The organism is Sphaerisporangium perillae (genome assembly GCF_023276435.1).
GTDB classification, from domain to species: domain Bacteria; phylum Actinomycetota; class Actinomycetes; order Streptosporangiales; family Streptosporangiaceae; genus Sphaerisporangium; species Sphaerisporangium perillae.
On the sequence record NZ_JALLPO010000020.1, the window covers coordinates 147,196 to 166,969 of the forward strand.

A 19,774-nucleotide genomic window follows, 5' to 3' on the forward strand; every position below is an offset into this window, starting at 1 on the left:
GCCCGCTCCACCCGATGCCCGCCGGGTCCATTCGCGGTTCCGGTACTAAACTGCCCGGATGATCCGTGTCCGCGGTGTCGTGGTGCCCACCGATGAGGTCGTGGATCTCTACGCGGACAAGATGACCTTCCAGGACCTCGATCCCCGGACGCCTGTGCTCGTGGGCGTGGGACAGGCGTCGGAGCGCATTGACCGACCCGGCTACCAGCGCCTGTCGCCGGTCGGGCTCGCCGCCGCGGCGGCCCGCGCGGCCATCGCCGACACCGGCGCGGACGCCGCGGTGGTCGCCGCCGCCGTCGACACCGTGGCCGGAGTGCGGCAGTTCGAGATCTCCTCACCAGGCGCCCGGGCGCCGCTGGGCAGGTCCACCAACTATCCGCGCTCCGTCGCCGATCGGGTGGGGGCCGACCCCGGCCGGGCGATCCTCGAAGTGGCCGGCGGGCAGGGGCCCCAGCATCTGGTCAACGAGTTCGCGGCCACGATCGCGGCCGGATCGGCCGAGGCGGTGCTCATCTTCGGCTCCGAGGCGATCTCGACGGCGCGGCACCTGGCCAAGGCGCAGGACAGGCCGGACTTCACCGAGGCCATCGAAGGCGACCTGGAGGACCGCGGCTACGGCCTGAAGGGCCTGTTCTCCCGCTTTCAGGCCTCCCACGGGCTGACGGACGCGCCCAGCCAGTACGCGCTGTTCGACAACGCGCGCCGGGCCCGCCTCAAGCAGACCAAGGAGGAGTACGCCGCCGGGATGGGCGCGCTGTTCGCCCCGTTCACCAAGGTCGCCGCCGCCAACCCGCACGCCGCCGCCCCCACCGAGCGGAGCGCGGCGGAACTGGTCACCCCGACCGAGACGAACAGGCTCATCGCCGAGCCGTACACCCGCTACGTCGTCGCACGCGAGAAGGTCAACCAGGGGGCCGCCGTCCTGCTGATGTCCGTGGCCGCCGCCCGGCGGCTCGGCGTCCCGCGGGACAGGTGGGTCTTCCTGCACGGCCACGCGGACCTGCGCGAGCGCGACCTGCTGGACCGCGCCGACCTCAGCGCGAGCCCTGCCGCCGTCATGGCCGCCCGGCACGCCCTTGACCTGGCCGGCGTCGGCGTCGACGACCTCGCGGCCATCGACCTGTACAGCTGCTTCCCCATCGCGGTGTCCAACGTCTGCGACGGCCTCGGCCTGCCCGTCGACGGCACCCGCGAACTGACGGTGACGGGCGGGCTGCCCTTCTTCGGCGGAGCGGGCAACAACTACTCGATGCACGCGATCGCCGAGGTCGTACAGCGGCTGCGCGCGCGCCCCGGCGCGTACGGGATGGTGGGCGCCAACGGCGGAACACTGAGCAAGTACTCCGTCGGGATCTACTCGACCACCCCGGCCGACTGGCGCCCGGACGCGAGCGCGGCACTGCAGGCCGAGATCGACGCCTGGCCCGCCGTCGAGCAGGCTCCCCAGGCCGACGGCTGGGGCACGATCGAGACCTACACCGTCAAGCACGGGCGCGACGGCAAGCGGACGGGCGTCGTCATCGGCCGGCTGGAGGCCGACGGCCGCCGCTTCCTGGCCATGACCGCCGACGGCGACGAGGAGATGCTCGGCCTGCTCGGCACCGGCGAGCCCATCGGCCGGCGCGTCCACGTGCGATCCTTCGGGTTCGGCAACCGGGTGACCACCGGCGACACCAGGATGGACGAGCTGTTCCCGCCCAGGCCCGCCGTCCTGCGCGACGACTACGAGCACGTCCTGGTGCGCCGGGACGGGCACATCCTGGAGATCACCATCAACCGGCCCGACACGACGCCACCGCACGCTTCGCGCTGAGCGAGGTCAAGGTCGGCCTGGTCGCGGGCGCCGGCGGCTTCAACAGCTCGATATAGGTCATCGGCCCTGCGCGTTCGCGTTCCCGGTCGTTCTCGGGAGCGCCTTGACCAGCGTGGCGGATATGGCCTGGGCCGTCCGCCGGACCAGGTCGGTGACCTCGGCCGAGGCCGCGGCCGAGGGCGGCCCCGCCACGCCGACCGCCATGCGGACCTTCCCGTCGGCGCCGAACACCGGGGCCGCCGTGCACACGACCCCCTCGGCGAACTCCTCCCTCGAATAGGCGACGCCCCGGCTGCGGACCGCGCACAGCTCCCGATCGAGGGCGGCGCTCCCGACGATGGTGCGGCGGGTGAGCTTCTGCGGGGTCCCGCGGTCGCGGAGGTCCGCGTTGAGGTCGTGGCTGAACGCGAGCAGCACCTTGCCGGTCGCGGTGCAGTACAGAGGCGCGCGGTCGGCCGCGTCGGAGGGGGAGTTCACCCGGCCGTGCCCGTAGACGCGCTCGACGTAGGCGACCTCCAGCCCGCGGGGGACGGCCAGGTTGACCGTCTGCCGGGTCAGCTCATGCAGGCGGACGATGTACGGCAGGACGAGGCGCCGCGTGCCGGCGGTCATCCTCGGCCCCGCGCCGGCCAGGGCGGCCAGATGGTCCCCGGCGGCGTAGTCGATGCCGATCCGCTGCGCGAACCCCTGCCTGCACAGCACGGCGAGCAGGCGGTAGGCCGTCGTCTTGGGCAGCCCGGTGCGCCTGGCGAGCTCCGCCAGGCTCATCGGCTGGTGAGCCGTGCTCAGTGCCGCCAGGAGTGTCAGCCCTTTCTCCAGGCTGCCCGGCTGCGGATGGACCTGCACCAGATGGGGCGGCGGCGCTTCTTCCGGGGAGGCGTTCAGCGACATTCGTTGCGACGCACCTAACGGGCGATGGGAACGCGTGTCCCATGGGGGATTCGGTAAGCGATGACTACCCACGGCGATAGGTCGGCACACCATGTGATGGCGGAAGCCGGGGCGGACCATGACCCGTCCGAGTTCCCCCTGGTCAGCGGTTCGGGCGATGTGGCCGCGAGTGCCGCCGTGAGGCGGGCGCGGCGAACGACGCGTTTCGCTGGCCGGAATGGGGTCTACCACTTGGCGTGATCGATCAATAACGTTCCGTGCGTCGAGCTTCCTGCGAGGGGGACACGCGATGACCATGGATACCGGGCGGACGTCGGTCGCGCGGACCGAAGATCGGATCAGAGAGCTCGTCGATCGCAGGCTGGCCGGATTCCTCGACGAGCACGCCGCGCTCATCGCCGACCCCGCCGTGACCGCGGCTCACCGGCTGCTGCGCGACTTCATCCTCGGCGGCGGCAAGCGGGTCCGGCCGTTGCTGTGTTACTGGGGGTGGCGGGGCGCGGGCGGCACCGACTGCGACCAGATCATCTCGGCGGGATCCGCCCTCGAGCTCTGCCACGCCGGCCTGCTCATCCACGACGACATCATGGACAGCAGCGACCTGCGCCGGGGCCGCCCCACCATGCACCGCAGCCTCGCGGGGCTGTACGGGGGCCCGGCGGCGGGGGCGTTCGGGCAGGCCGCGGCGATCCTGCTGGGAGTGCTCACCCTGGCCTGGTCCGACGAGCTGCTCTCCGTCAGCGAGGTCGAGCCGCCCCGCCTCCGGGCCGCGCGGGCGCTGTTCGACCGGCTGCGGACCGAGGTGATCACCGGCCAGTACCTCGACATCCTCGCGCAGGTCGGCGACCCGCCCACCGTCGAGCAGTCCCTCATGATGATCCGCTACAAGACGGCGAAGTACACGGTCGAGCGCCCGTTGCAGATCGGCGGTGCGCTGGCGGGCGCGGAGCAGTCCCTTCTCGACGTGTACTCCCGGTTCGGCGTGCCGCTGGGCGAGGCGTTCCAGCTCCGCGACGACGTCCTCGGCATGTTCGGCGATCCCCGGCGCACCGGGAAGTCGGCCATGGACGACCTGAGGGAGGGCAAGTACACCATCCTCGTCGCCCACGCCCTCCAGCACGCCTCGCCGGGCGAGGTCCTCCACTTCAGGACCTGGCACGGCAACGCCGAGCTCACCGACCAGCGTGCGGCGGAGCTGAGGCGCATCGTGGTCGACAGCGGCGCCCTGGCGCGCGTCGAGACGATGATCGAGGAGCGTGCCCGCCTGGCGATCGGCGAACTGCGCGCCGCGCCGATCGACGAGGAGGCCAGAGACGGGCTGGCCGCCCTGGCCGACAGCCTCATCCACCGCACCCGATGAGGGGACGCGCGCACCCGAGCGGTGAAGCACGTCCGCGGAACGATCCACCCGCGTGGTGACGCGACGCCGCGGACGTCCTGACCAGGTCGTCCAGCTCGCCCCGGCCAGGCCGGCACTTCACCCACCCAGCCAACACTTCACCCCGACCAGTTCGCCAACACAGAACAGGTGGTGTTCCTCATGACGGAATCGGCTCTCTCGGACGGCCGTTCACAGCTCAGCCTCGGTACGGCCGCCGCGCGGAACCTCGCGACGACCACCAAATCGGTGCCGCAGATGCAGGAGATCACCTCCCGGCACCTGCTGCGGTTGCTTCCCTGGGTGCAGGTCATCGGCGGGACGTACCGGGTGAACCGGCGGCTCACCTACGCCGTTGGGGACGGGCGGGTCACGTTCGTCAGCACCGGGGCGGAGATCCAGGTCATCCCGGCCGAGCTGTGCGAGCTGTCCACGCTGCGGCACTTCGACGACAGCGACACGCTGACCGCCCTGGCGGAGCGGTTCACCCAGCGGGAGTTCGAGCCCGGCGAGGTGCTCGCCGCCGCGGGCACGCCGGCGGACCGGGTCGTGCTGATCGCGCACGGCAAGGTGAACAAGCTCGGGGCCGGCGCCTACGGGACCGAGACCGTGCTTGAGGTCCTGGCCGACGGGGACCACTTCGGTGAGCGCATCCTGCTCGAGGACACGGGCTCGTGGGACTTCACCGCGAAGGCCGTGACTCCCTGCACCGCGCTGATCCTTTCCCGGGGGGCGTTCCAGGAGGTCGCCGAGCAGTCGGCGGAGCTGAGGGCGTATCTCGATCGGCAGCGGACCGGCGACGAGCATGCCGTCAACGCCCACGGCGAGGCGGAGATCGAGCTGGCGGCGGGGCATGTGGGTGAGGTGGCGTTGCCGGGGACGTTCGTGGATTATGAGGCGGCTCCTCGGGAGTATGAGCTGAGTGTGGCGCAGACGATTCTGCGGATTCATACGCGGGTGGCCGATCTGTACAACGAGCCGATGAATCAGACCGAGCAGCAGTTGCGGTTGACGATCGAGGCGTTGCGGGAGCGGCAGGAGCACGAGCTGGTCAACAACCGCGAGTTCGGCCTGCTGCACAACGCCGACCTCGGGCAGCGCATCCACACCCGGACGGGCCCGCCCACCCCCGACGACCTGGACGCACTGCTGGCCAAGGTGTGGAAGGAGCCGGCGTTCATCCTCGCGCACCCGCGCGCGATCGCCGCCTTCGCGCGGGAGTGCAACAGCCGGGGCATCTACCCCCAGAGCGCCGAGCTGCACGGGAACCGGGTGCCGGCCTGGCGGGGAGTGCCGATCCTGCCGTGCAACAAGATCCCGGTCAGCGAACACGGGCTGAGCTCGATCATGGCGATGCGCATCGGCGAGGCCGCCCAGGGGGTGATCGGCCTGCACCGCACCGGCCTGCCCGACGAGTACCAGCCCGGCCTGTCCGTCCGGTTCATGGGCATCAGCGAGAAGGCGATCATCTCCTACCTGGTGACGACCTACTACTCCGCGGCGGTCCTGGTGCCCGACGCCCTCGGCATCCTCGAGAGCGTCGAGATCGGCTAGCGGAGCGGCTACGATGCGACCCTTCGAACTCCCCGACTTCTACGTGCCGTATCCCGCCAGGCTCAATCCGCACCTCCAGACCGCGCGGACGCACAGCGCGGCCTGGGCGAAGGACATGGGCATGCTCGACCCGGGCCTGGGCGTCTGGGACGAGCGGCTGCTCGACGCCATGGACTACGGGCTCATGTGCGCCTACACCCACCCCGACGCCTCCGCCGCCGAGCTGGACCTCATCACCGACTGGTACGTGTGGGTGTTCTTCTTCGACGACCACTTCCTGGAGACCTTCAAGCGGGGCCGCGACACGGCCGGGGCGAAGGAGTACCTCGGCCGGCTCCCCGCCTTCATGCCGGCGGACGCCACGACGGGCATGCCCGAGCCGGTCAACCCGGTGGAACGGGGGCTGGCCGACCTGTGGGTCCGGACGGTCCCCGCCATGTCGGCGGACTGGCGGCTCCGGTTCACCGAGAGCACCAGGAACCTCCTGGACGAGTCGCTGTGGGAGTTGTCCAACATCGACGCCGGCCGGGTGGCCAACCCGGTGGAGTACATCGAGATGCGGCGCAGAGTCGGCGGAGCGCCCTGGTCGGCCAACCTCGTCGAGCACGCGGCCGGGGCCGAGATCCCGGCCCGGATCGCCGGCACCCGGCCGATGCGCGTGCTCAGGGACGCCTTCTCCGACGCGGTGCACCTGCGCAACGATCTTTTCTCCTACCAGCGCGAGGTCGAGGAGGAGGGCGAGCTCAGCAACGGGGTCCTGGTCTTCGAGCGGTTCCTCGGCCACGACCCCCAGCAGGCCGCGGACGCGGTCAACGACCTGCTCACCTCCAGGCTGCACCAGTTCGAGAACACCGTGCTGACCGAGCTGCCACCGTTGTTCGAGGAGCACGCGCTGGCTCCCCAGGAGCGCCTGGCCGTACTGGCCTACGTCAAGGGGCTGCAGGACTGGCAGTCGGGCGGGCACGAGTGGCACATGCGTTCCAGCCGCTACATGAACGACGCCTCGGACGGCTCCGCTCCGGCGGGTTCCGTCCTCGGCGGGCCCACCGGGCTCGGCACCTCGTCGGCGCGCGCAGGAGCGGCGGCCCTGCTCGGCAGGACAGGGCAGCTCGCCCCGGGCGGCCTCAGGAACCACGCGCACATCCGCTACCAGCGGGTGGGGCCGCTGCCGTGGCCCGACTTCGCCATGCCGTATCCCGTACGGCTCAACCCGCACCTCGGCACCGCGCGCCGCGAGAGCCTGGAATGGGCCGCCCGGATGGGGTTCCACGACCCGCTGCCGTACCTGTCCGGCCCCGGCCTGTGGACGGCGCGCAAGAACGAGGGCTTCGACTTCGCCCTGTGCGCCGCGGGCATCGATCCGGACGCGTCCGGCCATGAGCTGACGCTGTCGGCGGAGTGGCTCACCTGGGGGACCTACGGCGACGACTACTTCCCTGCGGTCTTCGGCCCGACCGGCGACATGGCGGGCGCGAAGGTGTTCAACGAGCGGCTGCCGGCGTTCATGCCGCTGGACCTCGGCGCGGTCCCGCCGCCGGTGAACCCGGTGGAACGCGGCCTGCACGACCTGTGGACGCGTACCGCGTCGCCCATGTCTACCGGCGGCCGGCGGCGGTTCCGCGCCGCGATCGAGAGCATGACGGAAAGCTGGCTGTGGGAGCTGGCCAACCACATGCAACACCGCATCCCTGATCCGATCGACTACGTGGAGATGCGCCGCAGGACCTTCGGGTCCGATCTCACCAGGGCGCTGGCCCGGCTCGCCCACGGCCACCGCGTCCCGCCGGAGATCTACCAGAGCCGCACGCTGCTCGGCCTGGAGAACGCCAGCGCCGACTACGCCTGCCTGGTGAACGACATCTTCTCCTACCAGAAGGAGATCCAGTTCGAGGGGGAGCTGCACAACTGCGTGCTCGTCGTGCAGAACTTCTTCGGCTGTGACCTGCCGCGGGCCGCGGGCATCGTCGGCGACCTGCTGGCGTCGCGGATGCGGCAGTTCGAGCACCTCGTGGCCGTGGAACTGCCCGTCCTGTTCGAGGACCTCGCCCTGGACGCCGAGGTCAGGGAAGTGCTCACCGGCTATGTCGCCGAGTTGCAGGACTGGATGGCGGCCATCCTCCTGTGGCACGAGTGCACCCGGCGCTATGTGGAGTCGGAGCTGGAGCATCCGCCGGCGATGAGACGGCCGCCCGGCGCGCCCACGGGTCTCGGCACCGCCGCCGCGCGGCTCGGCTCCGAGCTCGGCGCCCTGCGGGCGGCGGTGATCGGGGCGTGACCGCCACTCCCGCCGCCGATGCGGCGAACTCCTCGGCCGCCACTCCCGCCGCCGATGCGGCGAACTCCTCGGCCGCTCCGCCCGCGGACGCGGCGAACCTGAGCCTCGGTACGGCCGCCGCGCGCAACCTGGCCACGACGGCCAAGTCCCTGCCGCAGATGCGCGAGATCTCCTCGCGGCATCTCCTGCGGGTCCTGCCATGGGTGGAGGTGCCCGGTGCGACCTTCCGCCTGAACCGCCGCCGCACCCACCCTCCCGGTACGGCGTGCGCCGGCGTGCGCGTGAACCGGCAGGGTGAGGTAGAGATCGAGTTGGCGGCGGGGCATGTGGGTGAGGTGGCGTTGCCGGGGACGTTCGTGGATTATGAGGCGGCTCCTCGGGAGTATGAGCTGAGTGTGGCGCAGACGATTCTGCGGATTCATGCGCGGGTGGCCGATGTGTACAACGAGCCGATGAATCAGACCGAGCAGCAGTTGCGGTTGACGATCGAGGCGTTGCGGGAGCGGCAGGAGCACGAGCTGGTCAACAACCGCGAGTTCGGCCTGCTGCACAACGCCGACCGGAAACAGCGTATCCGCCCCAGAACCGGCCCGCCCACCCCGGACGACCTGGATGAGCTGCTGTGCCGGCGGCGGAAGTCCCACTGCTTTCTGGCCCACCCCGAGACCATCGCCGCCTTCTCCCGGCAGTGCAACGCCCGCGGCGTCTACCCGGACGCCGTCGAGGCCGGCGGGTCGACGGTCATGGCTTGGCGCGGCGTGCCGATCCTGCCCTGCGACAAGATCCCGGTCACCGGCCGAGGTCTCAGCTCGGTCCTCGTCATGCGCATCGGGGAGGACGACCAGGGGGTCATCGGGCTGCGGCGCACCGGCCTGCCGGACGAGTACCAGCCCGGTCTGTCGGTCCGGTTCACCGGGATCGACGCCAAGGCGATCGCCTCCTACCTGGTCACCACCTACTACTCCGCGGCCGTCCTGGTCCCCGACGCGCTCGGCGTCCTCGAAGACGTCGACGTCCGGCAGTAGGGCGCCGGCGAGAACGAGATCGGGCGCCCCCCGGCGAGAACGAGATCGGGCGCCCCCGGCGAAAACCAGATGCCGACATCCCGGTCATCTCGCCATGATCAGGGCATGCACTCCTCTTGGTTGATCGACGAGCTGGCATACGCCGGTCCAGAGCACCTCGATCCGGCCTTCATCGCCGGGTACGACCGCAAGCAGGGGTATCCCGACCCCAGCGAAGATCTGGTCGTGCTCGGTGAACACGGTGTGGGCGAAGGCGCGACCGTGGTGGATCTCGCCGCGGGGACGGGGCAGTTCACCCTGGCCGCCGCGCGGCGGTTCCGGCGCGTGGTGGCCGTGGACGTGTCTCCCGCGATGCAGGACCACCTGCGCGGGCGCGCCGGCGACGCCGGGCTGGCGAACATCGACTTCGTCCGGGCCGGGTTCCTGTCGTACGAGCATGCCGGACCGCCGGTTGACGCGGTGTACACCCGGAACGCCCTGCACCAGCTGCCCGACTTCTTCAAGGCGATCGCGCTGGACCGCATTTCCGGCCTGCTGCGACCGGGCGGGATCCTGCGCCTGCACGATCTGATCTACGACTTCCGGCCGGCCGAGGCGCAGGAGGTCTTCGGCCGCTGGTTCGCGGACGCGGTCACCGATCCCGCGGAGGGGTACACCGCCGAGGAGTACGCCGAACACGTTCGCACGGAGTTCAGCACCTTCCGCTGGCTGCTCGAACCCATGATCGCCGCCGCCGGCTTCCGCATCACGCAGGCGGCGTTCCGCGGATCACTGTACGGCGCCTACACCTGCGTCAAACTCTGACCCGCCCGCGCCGGACTCCCACCGCTGACCTGGCGCGCAGCCCGCCGGCATCGTGCACGCGGTGGCCCCGTGTGGAGTCCGGGCATGGGCCGGGCCCGCGCCGGGGGCGGCGCGGTCGACTCCGGTGACGATCCCGGTCAGCTTGCCCCAGTCACCGGGAGGCCGGACCGTCATCGTCACGCCGATCGGTGTCACCGCGTACGGCGTGCTGGACCTGATGCCCAGTTGGGCGGTGTAGGTGCCGGGCTGGGCCACGCCCGCCGCCGTGGTGAATCCGCACGCCGCCGCGGCCCGGTAGCGGGCGAAGTTGGCGTTCGGCAGTGCCGACCAGGTGTTCGCCGCCGGGTCGTACGCCCAGCCCTGGTTGGTCACCGTGGTCGAGTTGTTGATGACCCCGGTGGAGAGCAGCAGCAGCCCGTTGGCGGTGTCGGCGCCGGTGGCCCAGAAGTCGACCGGGAGGTCGGCGAGCTGGGTCCACGCGTGACTGCTCGGGTTGTAGGCGTCCTACGCGGTCGACATCGAAACCGGCGAGGCGCGGCAACTCGCCACCTACACCGGGCAGGACCTGTTCGGTCTGGTCCTCCCCGGCGCCGCGGGGGCGCCCTGACTCGGGGACCGGCGGCCCAGGTGGGGCCGCCGGCCTCGTCGTCACGGGCTCGTCAGCTCATACGTCCGCACGTAGTCGAACGTCGCCGTCGCGCCCGCCGCGTTCATCGAGACCAGGCCGATCTTGACGGGTCCGGTGCGCGGGAGCGACCAGGTTCCGCCCCACGTCCAGTTCGTCCCATCGGTGCTGGACGCCATCCGGACGTCGTGCTCGTTGTTCGCGGCGTCGTAGCGGTACAGGAGGCGAAGCCACGTGGTGCCCGCGGCCGGGCCGCCGAACATCGGGGCGTTGGCGACCGCGGTGGGCGGGGTCGTGCCGGGACGCGGGCCCTCCTTGCCGAACTCGGTCTGGTGCAGGACCGCGCCGCCGCCTTGGGCCAGGGGCAGGACCGTGTGGGTCAGCTTGAAGTAGCGGTCGTCGTTCTCATACAGCACGAGCCCGGCCTGCTGGTTGCCCTTGGTGCCGTTGAAATCGAGCTTCGTCTCGACGACGAAGTCGCCGGCGGGAGCGTCCCGGGTGAGGACCGACGCGGTGTTGGTCTCTCTGAAGAGCTCGGCGTTCTGCGTCGGCCAGACCAGGGCGCCCCCCGACTGGTCGGCCGCGGCCTTGCGCACCCACTCCCAGCCGACCGGCGCTCCCGAGCCGCTGAACTCGTCGGAGTACGCCGTGAGCTGCGACCCCAGCACGGGATCGGACACCCGCGAGGTCACCGGCTCGTAGAGCGGCGCGGCCCCGATGTTGTCGGCCTCGGCCGCCCCCCGCGAGGCCGCCCCGATGGAGCCCGACGTGGGGGAGCCGTCCGGCAGCGTCATGGTCACGGTCGACACCGCGTCCCTGAGCCGGTCGGCCGTCACCCACGTGACGAGCGTGTTCCCGCGCCGCTCGGCGGCGAGGTTGTGCCAGGAGCCGTAGTCGAACGAGGGCGGCAGCGCGCTGCTGAGCGTCGTCGTCACCCCGCGCACCTTGGCCGTCACGACGAGGCTCCGCTGGGCGCGGTCGATCCAGGCGGTCACATTGTTCGCGCCGTTCGCGTAGGTCACGACGAGCCCGGCGGCGGTGCCGCTCGACCCCAGCCGCAGGTCGGCCTCCACGCGCAGGTCGCCGCGCACGGTCGCGGTGCTCAGCTCGCGCGTCGATCCCTTGCCCGAGAGGTACCCGAGCGAGTCGGGATCGGAGGCGGGTTTCCACGGGCCGGTCCACCCCGACAGCCCTGAGTTGAACGTGCTGCCGACCGTCCACGTGGTGACCGGCGCGGGCTGCGGGCCCGTGGACGGTCCGGCCCCGGCTCGCACGACCGGCCAGCCGTCGATCCAGTCAAGCCGGTCGATCATGAGCGACCGCCGGCTCAGATTGCTGATCGTCGTTCCCCACGTCGTCGTGACCGGGCCGAACTCCGGGGTGGACGACGGGATCGCGTGGTAGACCAGCCAGTCCTGCCCGCTGAGGTCGGTCTGGATGGCGTTGTGCCCGGGGCCGGCCCAGCCGTTCCCATTGGCCGCGAGGACGATGCCGTCCTTGCTGGTCAGGTCCATCAGGTCGACGCCGCTCGGCGTCGTGAACGGCCCGAGCGGGTTGTCGGCGCGGCCGACCTTGACGGTGTAGCCGCTGAACGCGCCGTCGCAGCACCCGGCGTCGGAGTAGAACAGGTAGTACCGCCCGTCCCGCCGGACGACGAACCCGCCCTCCATCCGCCGTCCGCGCGCGACCTGCGTGACCGGGCCGGCGATCGCGGTCGCGGTGGCGTTCATCTTCGCGCCGCAGATCGTGTCGTAGCTGCCCCAGTAGAGGTAGTTGTCGCCGTTGATGTCGGTGTACATGGCCTGGTCGATGTTGCCGGTCGGGCAGCCGCTGCCGCCCGCCGGGACGATCAGTCCGTGGTCGGTCCAGGGTCCGGTCGGCCGCGGGCTGGTCGCGAGCGCGACGCCACCGCCCGACAGCGAGTACGTGAGGTGGTAGGACCCGTCGACGTACCTGATGTCCGGCGCCCAGGGGCGGGTGCCGTTCGGCCACCACGAGGGGTGGTCCGCCGCGGAGTAGACGTCTCCGGAGTACGTCCAGTGGATCATGTCGGGGGAGCTGAGCATCGGCAGGATGTGCTCGGTCGTGCCCTGGATCGGGTTCGTGGTGCCGTAGGCGTACCAGAGCCCGTCCTTGCCCCGGATCATCGTGGGGTCGGGGAAGGTGTTCACCACGCCGCTGGTCACGGGGTTGGTGTAGGTGGGTCCGTCCGCCTGCGCTGGAGGCGTCGGGACCACGACGGACGCGAGGAGCAAGGCTGCGATCACCAGTGGTCTCACGGCGAGCACCGTAGACAGGTGAGATTTCTCCGTCGAGACCTCGGCAGAATCACGCGTCACATTCCCCGGCCCCGGCGGCGGTGCGCCCGGCCGCCCGGCCCGGCCTTCTCGTCGCCTCGGCGGCACCGCCATGGGAGCCGATCAGAGCGCTCACCTGGGCGCTCTGGCGACCGCTCGGCGAGCGATCCGCGCCGGCGAGAGACTTTCGTTCGGAGCTTTGACAGATTTATGGATTCTTTCTGTCGGAAGGTTGACGTAAATGCCGGGTGAAGCTTAGGTTTCGAGCGTGTCGACGCCCCGGACGGGACCGTCCTGGCGGCCGGGTACGGCGCTCACGCGTGCGGCCAGCGGTCGGCCGGCGAGCTGTTTGCACTGATCAGATGGCTTTCAACGTCTTCCGGAAAGATCTCAGGTTCTTTTTGCCACATTGTTGACAGAAAAACTAGGGAACTCTATGTTTCCAGCATGGCAACCCCCAGCGGAGTGCACGCGCTCGTCCGCCGATCCCATGAGGAGCGGGTGCTGCGCGTGCTGCGGCAGAACGGCGCGCAGAGCCGCAACGAGATCGCCTCGCGGGTCGGCCTGTCGCGTACCACGGTCTCCGAGATCACCAGCGACCTGCTCGTCCGCGGCGCCATCAAGGTCGTCGACACCGACGCCGTCGAGCGCGTGGGCAGCGGCCGGCCGGCCGAACGGCTGGCGCTGGACCCGGGTTCCGGGCAGTACATGGGCATCGACTTCGGCCACCGCCGCGTGAACGTCGTGGTGGCCGACGCGGCGCACGACGTCATAGCGTCCGGCACGTCTCGCTACGACGAGTCGGCGCAGTGGCCCGAGCGCCTTCAGACCGCGCTGGCGTTGATCGACAGGCTGAGCGCCGACACCGGCGTCCACTACGGTGCGCTCCAGGCGATCGGGATCGGCGTGCCCGGCTGGGGCGACCACTCCCGTGCGGACGGGGTGGCGGAGCTGTTCGCCGAGCGCTTCCACGCCGCCGTGATCGTCGACAACAACGTCCGCTTCGCGGGGCTGGCCGAGGCGCTGCACGCCCAGTCCGACTCCGTGCGCGACCTCATCTACCTGCGGTTGTCCGACGGTGTCGGCGGCGGCCTCGTGGTGGGCGGCCAGCTCGCGCGGGGCCACAAGGGCTTCGCGGGCGAGCTCGGCCATGTGACCGTCGTGCCCGGCGGCGCGCAGTGCCGGTGCGGCAAGCGCGGCTGCGTGGAGACCGTCGCCTCGGTCCCGGCGATCCTCGGGCGGTGCCGCGAGCTCGGCGTGCCGGTGGAGACGCTCGACGACCTGAAGGCCGCTGTGGAGATCGCGCATCCGGTCGTCGACCAGGTGCTGCGCGACGCCGGCGCGGCCGTCGGCCAGGTGCTCGGCACCGCCGCGATGACGCTCAACCCCAGCGAGATCGTGCTCGGTGGCGACATCGTCAAGATCGCCCCCACGTTGCTACAGCAGGTCAAGGCCACGATCACCTACGAGCTGTCGTGGCTGACCGACGCGGCGCCGGTGGTGCGCCCGGCCCTGCTGTCGGACGACGGCGGGGCGCTCGGAGCCATCGCGGCCCTGTTCCACGAGTCCCCCCTGCTCGCCGGATACGAAGCGAACGTGACGACGGATGGAGGCCGACAGTGGCCGTGATCAGTGCGGAAGCCACCAGGCCCGCGAAAGCTCCGGCCCGGCCGCGTAAGAGCCGGACCCTGCTGGTCCTCAACATCGTCTCGATCGTGGCCGGGCTGGCGATCTGGTGGGGGCTGTCCCTGGCCGGGTTCCAGTTCCCGACGCCGGCCGAGGTCCTGGCGTCCGCCTGGACGATGATCGGGAACGGCACGCTCGTCGCCGACACCGGCGCCTCGCTCGGGCGCGTGCTGGCCGGGTTCGCCCTCGGCTCGGTCGCTGCGATCCTGGTCGGCTTCCTCATGGGGTGGTACACGATCGCGCGCGGCCTGTTCGAGCCGTGGATCCAGTTCTTCCGCACCATCCCGCCACTGGCGATGCTGCCGCTCGTGCTGGTGCTGATGGGCATCGGCGAGAGCCCGAAGATCTTCGTCATCTTCCTGGCCGCGTTCCTGGCGTGCGTCATCTCGACGTACCAGGGCGTGGTCAACGTGGACAGGACCCTCCTCAACGCCGCGCGGGTGCTCGGCGCGCGGGATGGAACGATCTTCGCCCGGGTCGTGGTGCCGGCCTCGACGCCGTTCATCCTCGTCGGGATGCGGGTCGGGCTCGGCTCGGCGTGGGGGACTCTGGTGGCCGCCGAGCTGCTGGCCGCGCAGGCCGGGCTCGGGCACCGGATGCAGAGCGCGCAGCTCTACTACGACCTGCCGACGATCTTCGTGGGCATCATCACGATCGGGGTCCTCGGCCTGATCATGGACCGGCTGCTCATGCTCGCCGGTAACAAGCTGACGGCCTGGCAGGAGAGCCGATGACCACGCCCAAGATCTCCGTACGCGACGTCACGAAGGTCTTCCCCGTCGGGAAGGAGGACTTCGTCGCCCTCGGCGGCGTCTCGCTCGACATCGCCGACAACGAGTTCGTGACGGTCGTCGGGCCCTCCGGTTGCGGCAAGAGCACGCTGCTCAACATCCTCGCCGGGCTGGAAGAGCCCACCGGCGGCACCGCGCTCGTCGACGGGAAGCCGGTCTCCGGTCCCGGCCCGGAACGCGGCGTGATCTTCCAGCAGTACGCGCTGTTCCCGTGGCTGACCGTCCGCGAGAACGTCGAATTCGGCATGCGCACCGCCAAGGTACCCAAGCAGGAGCGGCGACGACGGGCCGAGCACTTCATCCGCCTGGTCGGCCTGGAGCAGTTCGCGGACGCGCTGCCGAAGACGCTCTCCGGCGGCATGAAGCAGCGCTGCGCCATCGCCCGCGCGTACGCGGTGAACCCGTCGATCCTGCTCATGGATGAGCCCTTCGGCGCGCTCGACGCGCTGACCAGGGTGAAGCTCCAGGAGCAGCTCCTTTCGACCTGGAGCCAGGACCGGCGGACGGTCATGTTCATCACCCACGACGTCGACGAGGCGGTGTTCCTCGCCAACCGGGTGGTCGTCATGGCCGCGCGCCCCGGCCGGATCGCCGACGTCATCGACGTCGACCTCCCCTACCCACGTGACGAGGAGTTGCGGCTGAGTCCCGAGTTCGGCGACCTGCGCAACCGCGTCTGGCATTCGGTGTACCACCAGCAAGTCAAGGAGCCCGCACAATGAGGAAGACATTCATAGCCGCTGCCGCCATCGTCGTGGCGCTCGGGGCGGCCGCCTGCTCGTCGGGCGGGTCCGGCGGCTCCGGCGGCGACACGACCCACGTGAACTTCGGCTACATCGGCGACTTCAACGGCGCCAGCCTGCTCGCCGTCGCAGGCGATCAGGGCCTGTGGAAGAAGCACGGCATCGACGTGAAGACCAGCGTCTTCACCAACGGCCCGCTGCAGATCCAGGCGCTGGGCACCGGCGACCTCGACTTCGGCTACATCGGCCCGGGCGCCATGTGGCTGCCCGCCTCCGGCAAGGCCAAGGTCGTGGCGCTGAACACCCTCGGCAACGCCGACCGCGTCATCGCGCAGGCCGGCACGAGCACGATGGCCGACCTGAAAGGCAAGACGATCGGCGTGCCCGAGGGCACCTCCGGCGACATGATCCTCACGCTCGCCCTGAAGAAGGCCGGGCTCACGAAGAACGACGTGAAGATCGTCCCGATGGACGCGGCGACGATCGTGTCGGCGTTCACCTCCAAGCAGATCGACGCGGCCGGCTTCTGGTACCCGGCGATCGCCACCATCAAGAAGACCCTCCCCGACCTGGTCGAGCTGGCCAAGAACGAGGACTTCGCCGACACGCTGTCGTTCCCGACCGCGTTCGTCGCCGGCAACGACGTCGTCGCCAAGGACAAGGGCAAGACCGAGAAGGTCATCGCCGTCCTCCGCGAGGCCATCAAGTACCGTGCGGAGCACCTCGACGAGGCCATCGCCTCGACCGCCAAGATGCTCAACCTGCCGGCCGAGCAGGTGAAGGCCGACGCCGCCAACTCCAAGCTGCTGTCGCTGACCGACCTGGACGGCTACACCAAGGACGGCACGATCGACAAGTGGCTGACCGGCATGAACGACTACTTCGTCGGCGCGGGCAAGCTCACCGCCGCCGTCGACCCCAAGACCTACTACACCGGCGACCTGTTCACAGGTGCCGCCAAGTGAACATCCTGTTCCTGATGACCGACCAGCACCGGGTCGACACCCTCGGCGTGTACGGGAACCGGCTGGCCGCCACCCCGGTCCTCGACGAGCTGGCCAGGACCGGGACCCGCTTCGACCGTTGGTACACCCCTACGGCGATCTGCACGCCGGCGCGGGCGAGCCTGCTCACCGGGCAGGCCCCGTTCCGGCACAAGCTGCTCGCCAACCACGAGCGGAACGTCGGCTACATCGAGGACCTGCCCGACGGGCAGTTCGCCTTCTCCGAGGCGCTGCGGGACGCCGGGTACAACTGCGGGCTCATCGGGAAGTGGCACGTCGGGCACCACAAGCGAGCGGCAGACTTCGGGTTCGACGGGCCGGACCTGCCGGGGTGGCACAACCCGGTGGACCACCCCGACTACCTGGACTACCTGGCCGCCGATGACCTGCCGCCGTACGAGATCCACGACCGCATCCGGGGGACGCTGCCGAACGGCGGGCCGGGCAACCTGCTCGCCGCGCGGCTGCGCCAGCCGGTCGAGGCGACGTTCGAGCACTACCTGGCGACCCGGGCGATCGAGATGCTCGAACAATACGCGGCCGATGACAAGCCGTTCTTCCTGCAGCTCAACTTCTTCGGGCCGCACCTGCCGTACATCGTGCCGGACGAGTTCTTCGACATGTTCGACCCCGAGCTGGTCGAGCTGCCCAAGTCGATCGCCGAGACCTTCGCCGGGAAGCCGCCGGTGCAGGCCAACTACAGCGCGCACTGGACGTTCGACACGATGCCGCTGGAGGTGACGCGCAAGCTCATCGCCGTCTACTGGGGGTACGTCGCGCTCATCGACGCCGAGATCGGGCGGGTCATGGACGCCATGCGGCGCCTCGGGCTGGTCGACGACACGGCCGTGTTCTTCACCTGCGACCACGGCGAGTTCACCGGCGCGCACCGGCTGCACGACAAGGGTCCGGCGATGTACGAGGACATCTACCGCACGCCCGGCCTGCTGCGCGTCCCGGGGCAGCAGGCGGGGGTCGTCCGGTCGGAGTTCGTCAGCCTGCTGGACTGCACGGCGACCATCCTCGAACTGGCCGGGATCGACCCCGCTCCCGCCGTCGACTCGCGCAGTCTCGTGCCGCTAGCCTCTGCCGCCGACGTGGCCTGGGAGCAGGACATCGTCTGCGAGTTCCACGGGCACCACTTCCCGTACCCGCAGCGGATGATCCGGACCGACCGCTACAAGCTGGTGGTCAACCCGGACTCGACGAACGAGCTGTACGACCTGTTCACCGACCCGGACGAGCTGCTCAACGTCTACGCGCACCCCGAGATGGAGGCGGTGCGCGGACGGCTGATGCGGCGGCTGTACCAGGTGCTGCGGGATCGGGGTGACAACTTCTACCACTGGATGACGTCGATGTACGACGTCGGCGACGTCTCCTACGACCCCACGCTGAGCGGGCTCGACGAGGCGACCTACCGGTGAGTGGTCCAGTGAGCCGTCCGGAGCGGCATCCGGTGCTGCGTCCGGAGCGGCGTCCCAACATCGTCATGATCCTCACCGACGACCACGCGTCGCACGCCGTCGGCGCGTACGGGTCGGTGGTCAACCAGACGCCGCGGATCGACGAGATCGCGGCGTCCGGGGTCCGGTTCGACAACTGCTTCGCGACCAACGCGCTCTGCTCACCGAGCCGCGCCAGCATCCTGACCGGGACGTACTCCCACGTCAACGGCGTCTCGACACTGGTCACGCCCATTGACGCCGCGCAGCCGACGTTCGTGAGCCTGCTGAAGGCCGCCGGGTACCGGACCGCCATCGTCGGCAAGTGGCACATGGGGGACGGCCCCGGTCATGACCCGCAGGGCTTCGACTACTGGGACGTGCTGATCGAACAGGGGGAGTACTTCGATCCCCGCTTCCTCTCGCCGGACGGCCTCCGGACCGTCCCCGGCTACGCCACCGACCTCATCACCGACATGGCGCTGTCTTGGGCCGATGGGCTCGACGGCGACGACCCGTGGTGTCTGCTCATCTACCACAAGGCGCCGCACCGCCCGTGGGAGCCCGACGAGAAGCACGCCGGGACGTACACCGGCCCCATCCCGGTGCCCGCCACGTTCACCGACGACTACTCGACGCGCTCGGCCTCGGCGCGGCGGGCGGCGATGCGGATCGCCGAGCACCTGAACGCCGAGGACCTCAAGCAGGACCCGCCCCAAGGGCTGTCCTACGAGGAGCTGGCGCTGTGGAAGTACCAGCGGTACATGGAGGACTACCTGGCCGTCGTCGCGTCGGTCGACGACAACGTGGGCCGGGTCTCCGACTGGCTCCGCTCTCGGGGCGACTTCGACGACACGCTCCTGATGTACTGCTCCGACCAGGGCTTCTTCCTCGGCGACCACGGCTGGTTCGACAAGCGTTTCATGTACGAGGAGTCGCTTCGGATGCCGCTCGTCCTGAGCTACCCGCGCCGGATCCCCGCCGGTCAGGTGCACACGGGCATCGTCACGAACGTGGACTTCGCGCAGACCGTGCTGGACGTGGCCGGGGTGCCGCACCACCCCCGCATGCAGGGCCGCAGCTTCCTGGCGGACCTGACCGGCGAACCCGGCCCGGCTCCCGCGGAGGGGATGTACTACCGCTACTGGGAGCACGACGACGTCTTCCACAAGGCGCCGGCCCACTACGGCTACCGGACGTCGCGCTACAAGATCATCTACTTCTACAACGACGGCATGGGCATCCCCGGCACGGGGGCGTTCACCTACAGCGGGGAATGGGAACTCTACGACCTGCGGGCCGACCCCGCTGAGCTGCGGAACGTCTACTCCGAGCCGGAGTACTTCTCGGTCCGCGAGGAGATGAAGGTCCGCATGTGGCACGCCCAGGCGGCCCTCGGCGACGAGCCGCATCCGAGCCAGCCGGTTCCGGAGGGGGTCTGAC

14 protein-coding genes and 1 pseudogene are annotated in these 19,774 nt (G+C 70.3%); 12 read left to right on the top strand and 3 right to left on the bottom strand.

The genetic code is table 11. The annotated features are described in order from the left end of the window. Window positions 1-58 precede the first annotated feature (58 nt). Window positions 59-1,813, top strand: coding sequence for an acetyl-CoA acetyltransferase (locus tag MYF83_RS20880; protein WP_248962192.1), 1,755 nt, complete (start codon window positions 59-61; stop codon window positions 1,811-1,813). 57 nt (window positions 1,814-1,870) lie between these two features. Here MYF83_RS20880 and MYF83_RS20885 read toward each other — a convergent pair whose 3' ends face one another. Further along, window positions 1,871-2,704 (bottom strand): IclR family transcriptional regulator, encoded by an 834-nt coding sequence (locus MYF83_RS20885; protein WP_248962193.1) that lies wholly within the window; start codon window positions 2,702-2,704, stop codon window positions 1,871-1,873. A 289-nt stretch (window positions 2,705-2,993) separates the two neighbouring features. Between MYF83_RS20885 and MYF83_RS20890 the strand changes: the two genes are divergently transcribed. The 5 genes and pseudogenes from MYF83_RS20890 (at window position 2,994) to MYF83_RS20910 (ending at window position 9,740) form a co-directional block, all read left to right on the top strand. Then, window positions 2,994-4,064 (top strand): polyprenyl synthetase family protein, encoded by a 1,071-nt coding sequence (locus MYF83_RS20890; protein ID WP_248962194.1) that lies wholly within the window; start codon window positions 2,994-2,996, stop codon window positions 4,062-4,064. A gap of 180 nt (window positions 4,065-4,244) precedes the next feature. Beyond that, the gene (locus MYF83_RS20895; protein ID WP_248962195.1) at window positions 4,245-5,636 is read left to right on the top strand and encodes a family 2B encapsulin nanocompartment shell protein; all 1,392 of its coding nucleotides are present in this window, start codon (window positions 4,245-4,247) and stop codon (window positions 5,634-5,636) included. Between the two features lie 13 nt (window positions 5,637-5,649). Beyond that, window positions 5,650-7,911 carry a family 2 encapsulin nanocompartment cargo protein terpene cyclase gene (locus MYF83_RS20900; protein WP_248962196.1) on the top strand — a complete coding sequence of 754 codons (2,262 nt, stop codon included), beginning with the start codon at window positions 5,650-5,652 and terminating at the stop codon, window positions 7,909-7,911. 284 nt (window positions 7,912-8,195) lie between these two features. Then, window positions 8,196-8,936 (top strand): annotated as a pseudogene (locus MYF83_RS20905) (family 2B encapsulin nanocompartment shell protein); the annotation flags it as partial. Between the two features lie 105 nt (window positions 8,937-9,041). Beyond that, window positions 9,042-9,740, top strand: a complete 699-nt coding sequence (locus MYF83_RS20910; RefSeq protein WP_248962197.1) for a class I SAM-dependent methyltransferase — start codon at window positions 9,042-9,044, stop codon at window positions 9,738-9,740. Here the strand turns inward: MYF83_RS20910 and MYF83_RS20915 are convergent. Both MYF83_RS20915 and MYF83_RS20920 read right to left on the bottom strand, forming a co-directional pair. Beyond that, the gene (locus tag MYF83_RS20915) at window positions 9,705-10,112 is read right to left on the bottom strand and encodes a Kelch repeat-containing protein (protein ID WP_248962198.1); all 408 of its coding nucleotides are present in this window, start codon (window positions 10,110-10,112) and stop codon (window positions 9,705-9,707) included. The genes MYF83_RS20910 and MYF83_RS20915 overlap by 36 nt on opposite strands. Before the next feature lie 276 nt (window positions 10,113-10,388). After that, entirely contained in the window at window positions 10,389-12,644 is a 2,256-nt protein-coding gene (locus MYF83_RS20920) for a family 43 glycosylhydrolase (protein ID WP_248962199.1), read from the bottom strand. A gap of 465 nt (window positions 12,645-13,109) precedes the next feature. On the opposite strand from MYF83_RS20920, the gene MYF83_RS20925 reads away from it, so the two are divergent. The 6 genes from MYF83_RS20925 to MYF83_RS20950 are packed head-to-tail and all read left to right on the top strand — an operon-like array spanning window position 13,110 to window position 19,773. After that, window positions 13,110-14,291 (top strand): ROK family transcriptional regulator, encoded by a 1,182-nt coding sequence (locus MYF83_RS20925; protein ID WP_248962200.1) that lies wholly within the window; start codon window positions 13,110-13,112, stop codon window positions 14,289-14,291. Further along, window positions 14,282-15,082: an ABC transporter permease gene (locus MYF83_RS20930; RefSeq protein WP_248962201.1), complete on the top strand. Its 801-nt coding sequence runs from the start codon at window positions 14,282-14,284 to the stop codon at window positions 15,080-15,082. Before MYF83_RS20925 ends, MYF83_RS20930 begins: the two co-directional genes overlap by 10 nt. Beyond that, on the top strand, window positions 15,079-15,861 hold the full coding sequence (locus MYF83_RS20935) for an ABC transporter ATP-binding protein (RefSeq protein ID WP_248962202.1): 783 nt from the start codon (window positions 15,079-15,081) through the stop codon (window positions 15,859-15,861). Before MYF83_RS20930 ends, MYF83_RS20935 begins: the two co-directional genes overlap by 4 nt. Further along, window positions 15,858-16,847, top strand: coding sequence for an aliphatic sulfonate ABC transporter substrate-binding protein (locus MYF83_RS20940; protein WP_248962203.1), 990 nt, complete (start codon window positions 15,858-15,860; stop codon window positions 16,845-16,847). The genes MYF83_RS20935 and MYF83_RS20940 overlap by 4 nt, the downstream gene beginning before the upstream one ends. After that, complete coding sequence (locus MYF83_RS20945; protein ID WP_248962204.1) at window positions 16,844-18,313, top strand: sulfatase family protein; 1,470 nt, start codon at window positions 16,844-16,846, stop codon at window positions 18,311-18,313. The genes MYF83_RS20940 and MYF83_RS20945 overlap by 4 nt, the downstream gene beginning before the upstream one ends. An 8-nt stretch (window positions 18,314-18,321) precedes the next feature. After that, the gene (locus MYF83_RS20950; RefSeq protein ID WP_248962205.1) at window positions 18,322-19,773 is read left to right on the top strand and encodes a sulfatase family protein; all 1,452 of its coding nucleotides are present in this window, start codon (window positions 18,322-18,324) and stop codon (window positions 19,771-19,773) included. Window position 19,774 lies beyond the last annotated feature (1 nt).

Bases quoted from the DNA above. Each gene is read 5' to 3' on its own strand.
- MYF83_RS20900 (WP_248962196.1), top strand. From the start codon at position 5,650: ATGCGACCCTTCGAACTCCCCGACTTCTACGTGCCGTATCCCGCCAGG.
- MYF83_RS20885 (WP_248962193.1), bottom strand. From the start codon at position 2,704: ATGTCGCTGAACGCCTCCCCGGAAGAAGCGCCGCCGCCCCATCTGGTG.
- MYF83_RS20890 (WP_248962194.1), top strand. From the start codon at position 2,994: ATGACCATGGATACCGGGCGGACGTCGGTCGCGCGGACCGAAGATCGG.
- MYF83_RS20940 (WP_248962203.1), top strand. From the start codon at position 15,858: ATGAGGAAGACATTCATAGCCGCTGCCGCCATCGTCGTGGCGCTCGGG.
- MYF83_RS20935 (WP_248962202.1), top strand. From the start codon at position 15,079: ATGACCACGCCCAAGATCTCCGTACGCGACGTCACGAAGGTCTTCCCC.
- MYF83_RS20925 (WP_248962200.1), top strand. From the start codon at position 13,110: ATGGCAACCCCCAGCGGAGTGCACGCGCTCGTCCGCCGATCCCATGAG.
- MYF83_RS20910 (WP_248962197.1), top strand. From the start codon at position 9,042: ATGCACTCCTCTTGGTTGATCGACGAGCTGGCATACGCCGGTCCAGAG.
- MYF83_RS20880 (WP_248962192.1), top strand. From the start codon at position 59: ATGATCCGTGTCCGCGGTGTCGTGGTGCCCACCGATGAGGTCGTGGAT.
- MYF83_RS20895 (WP_248962195.1), top strand. From the start codon at position 4,245: ATGACGGAATCGGCTCTCTCGGACGGCCGTTCACAGCTCAGCCTCGGT.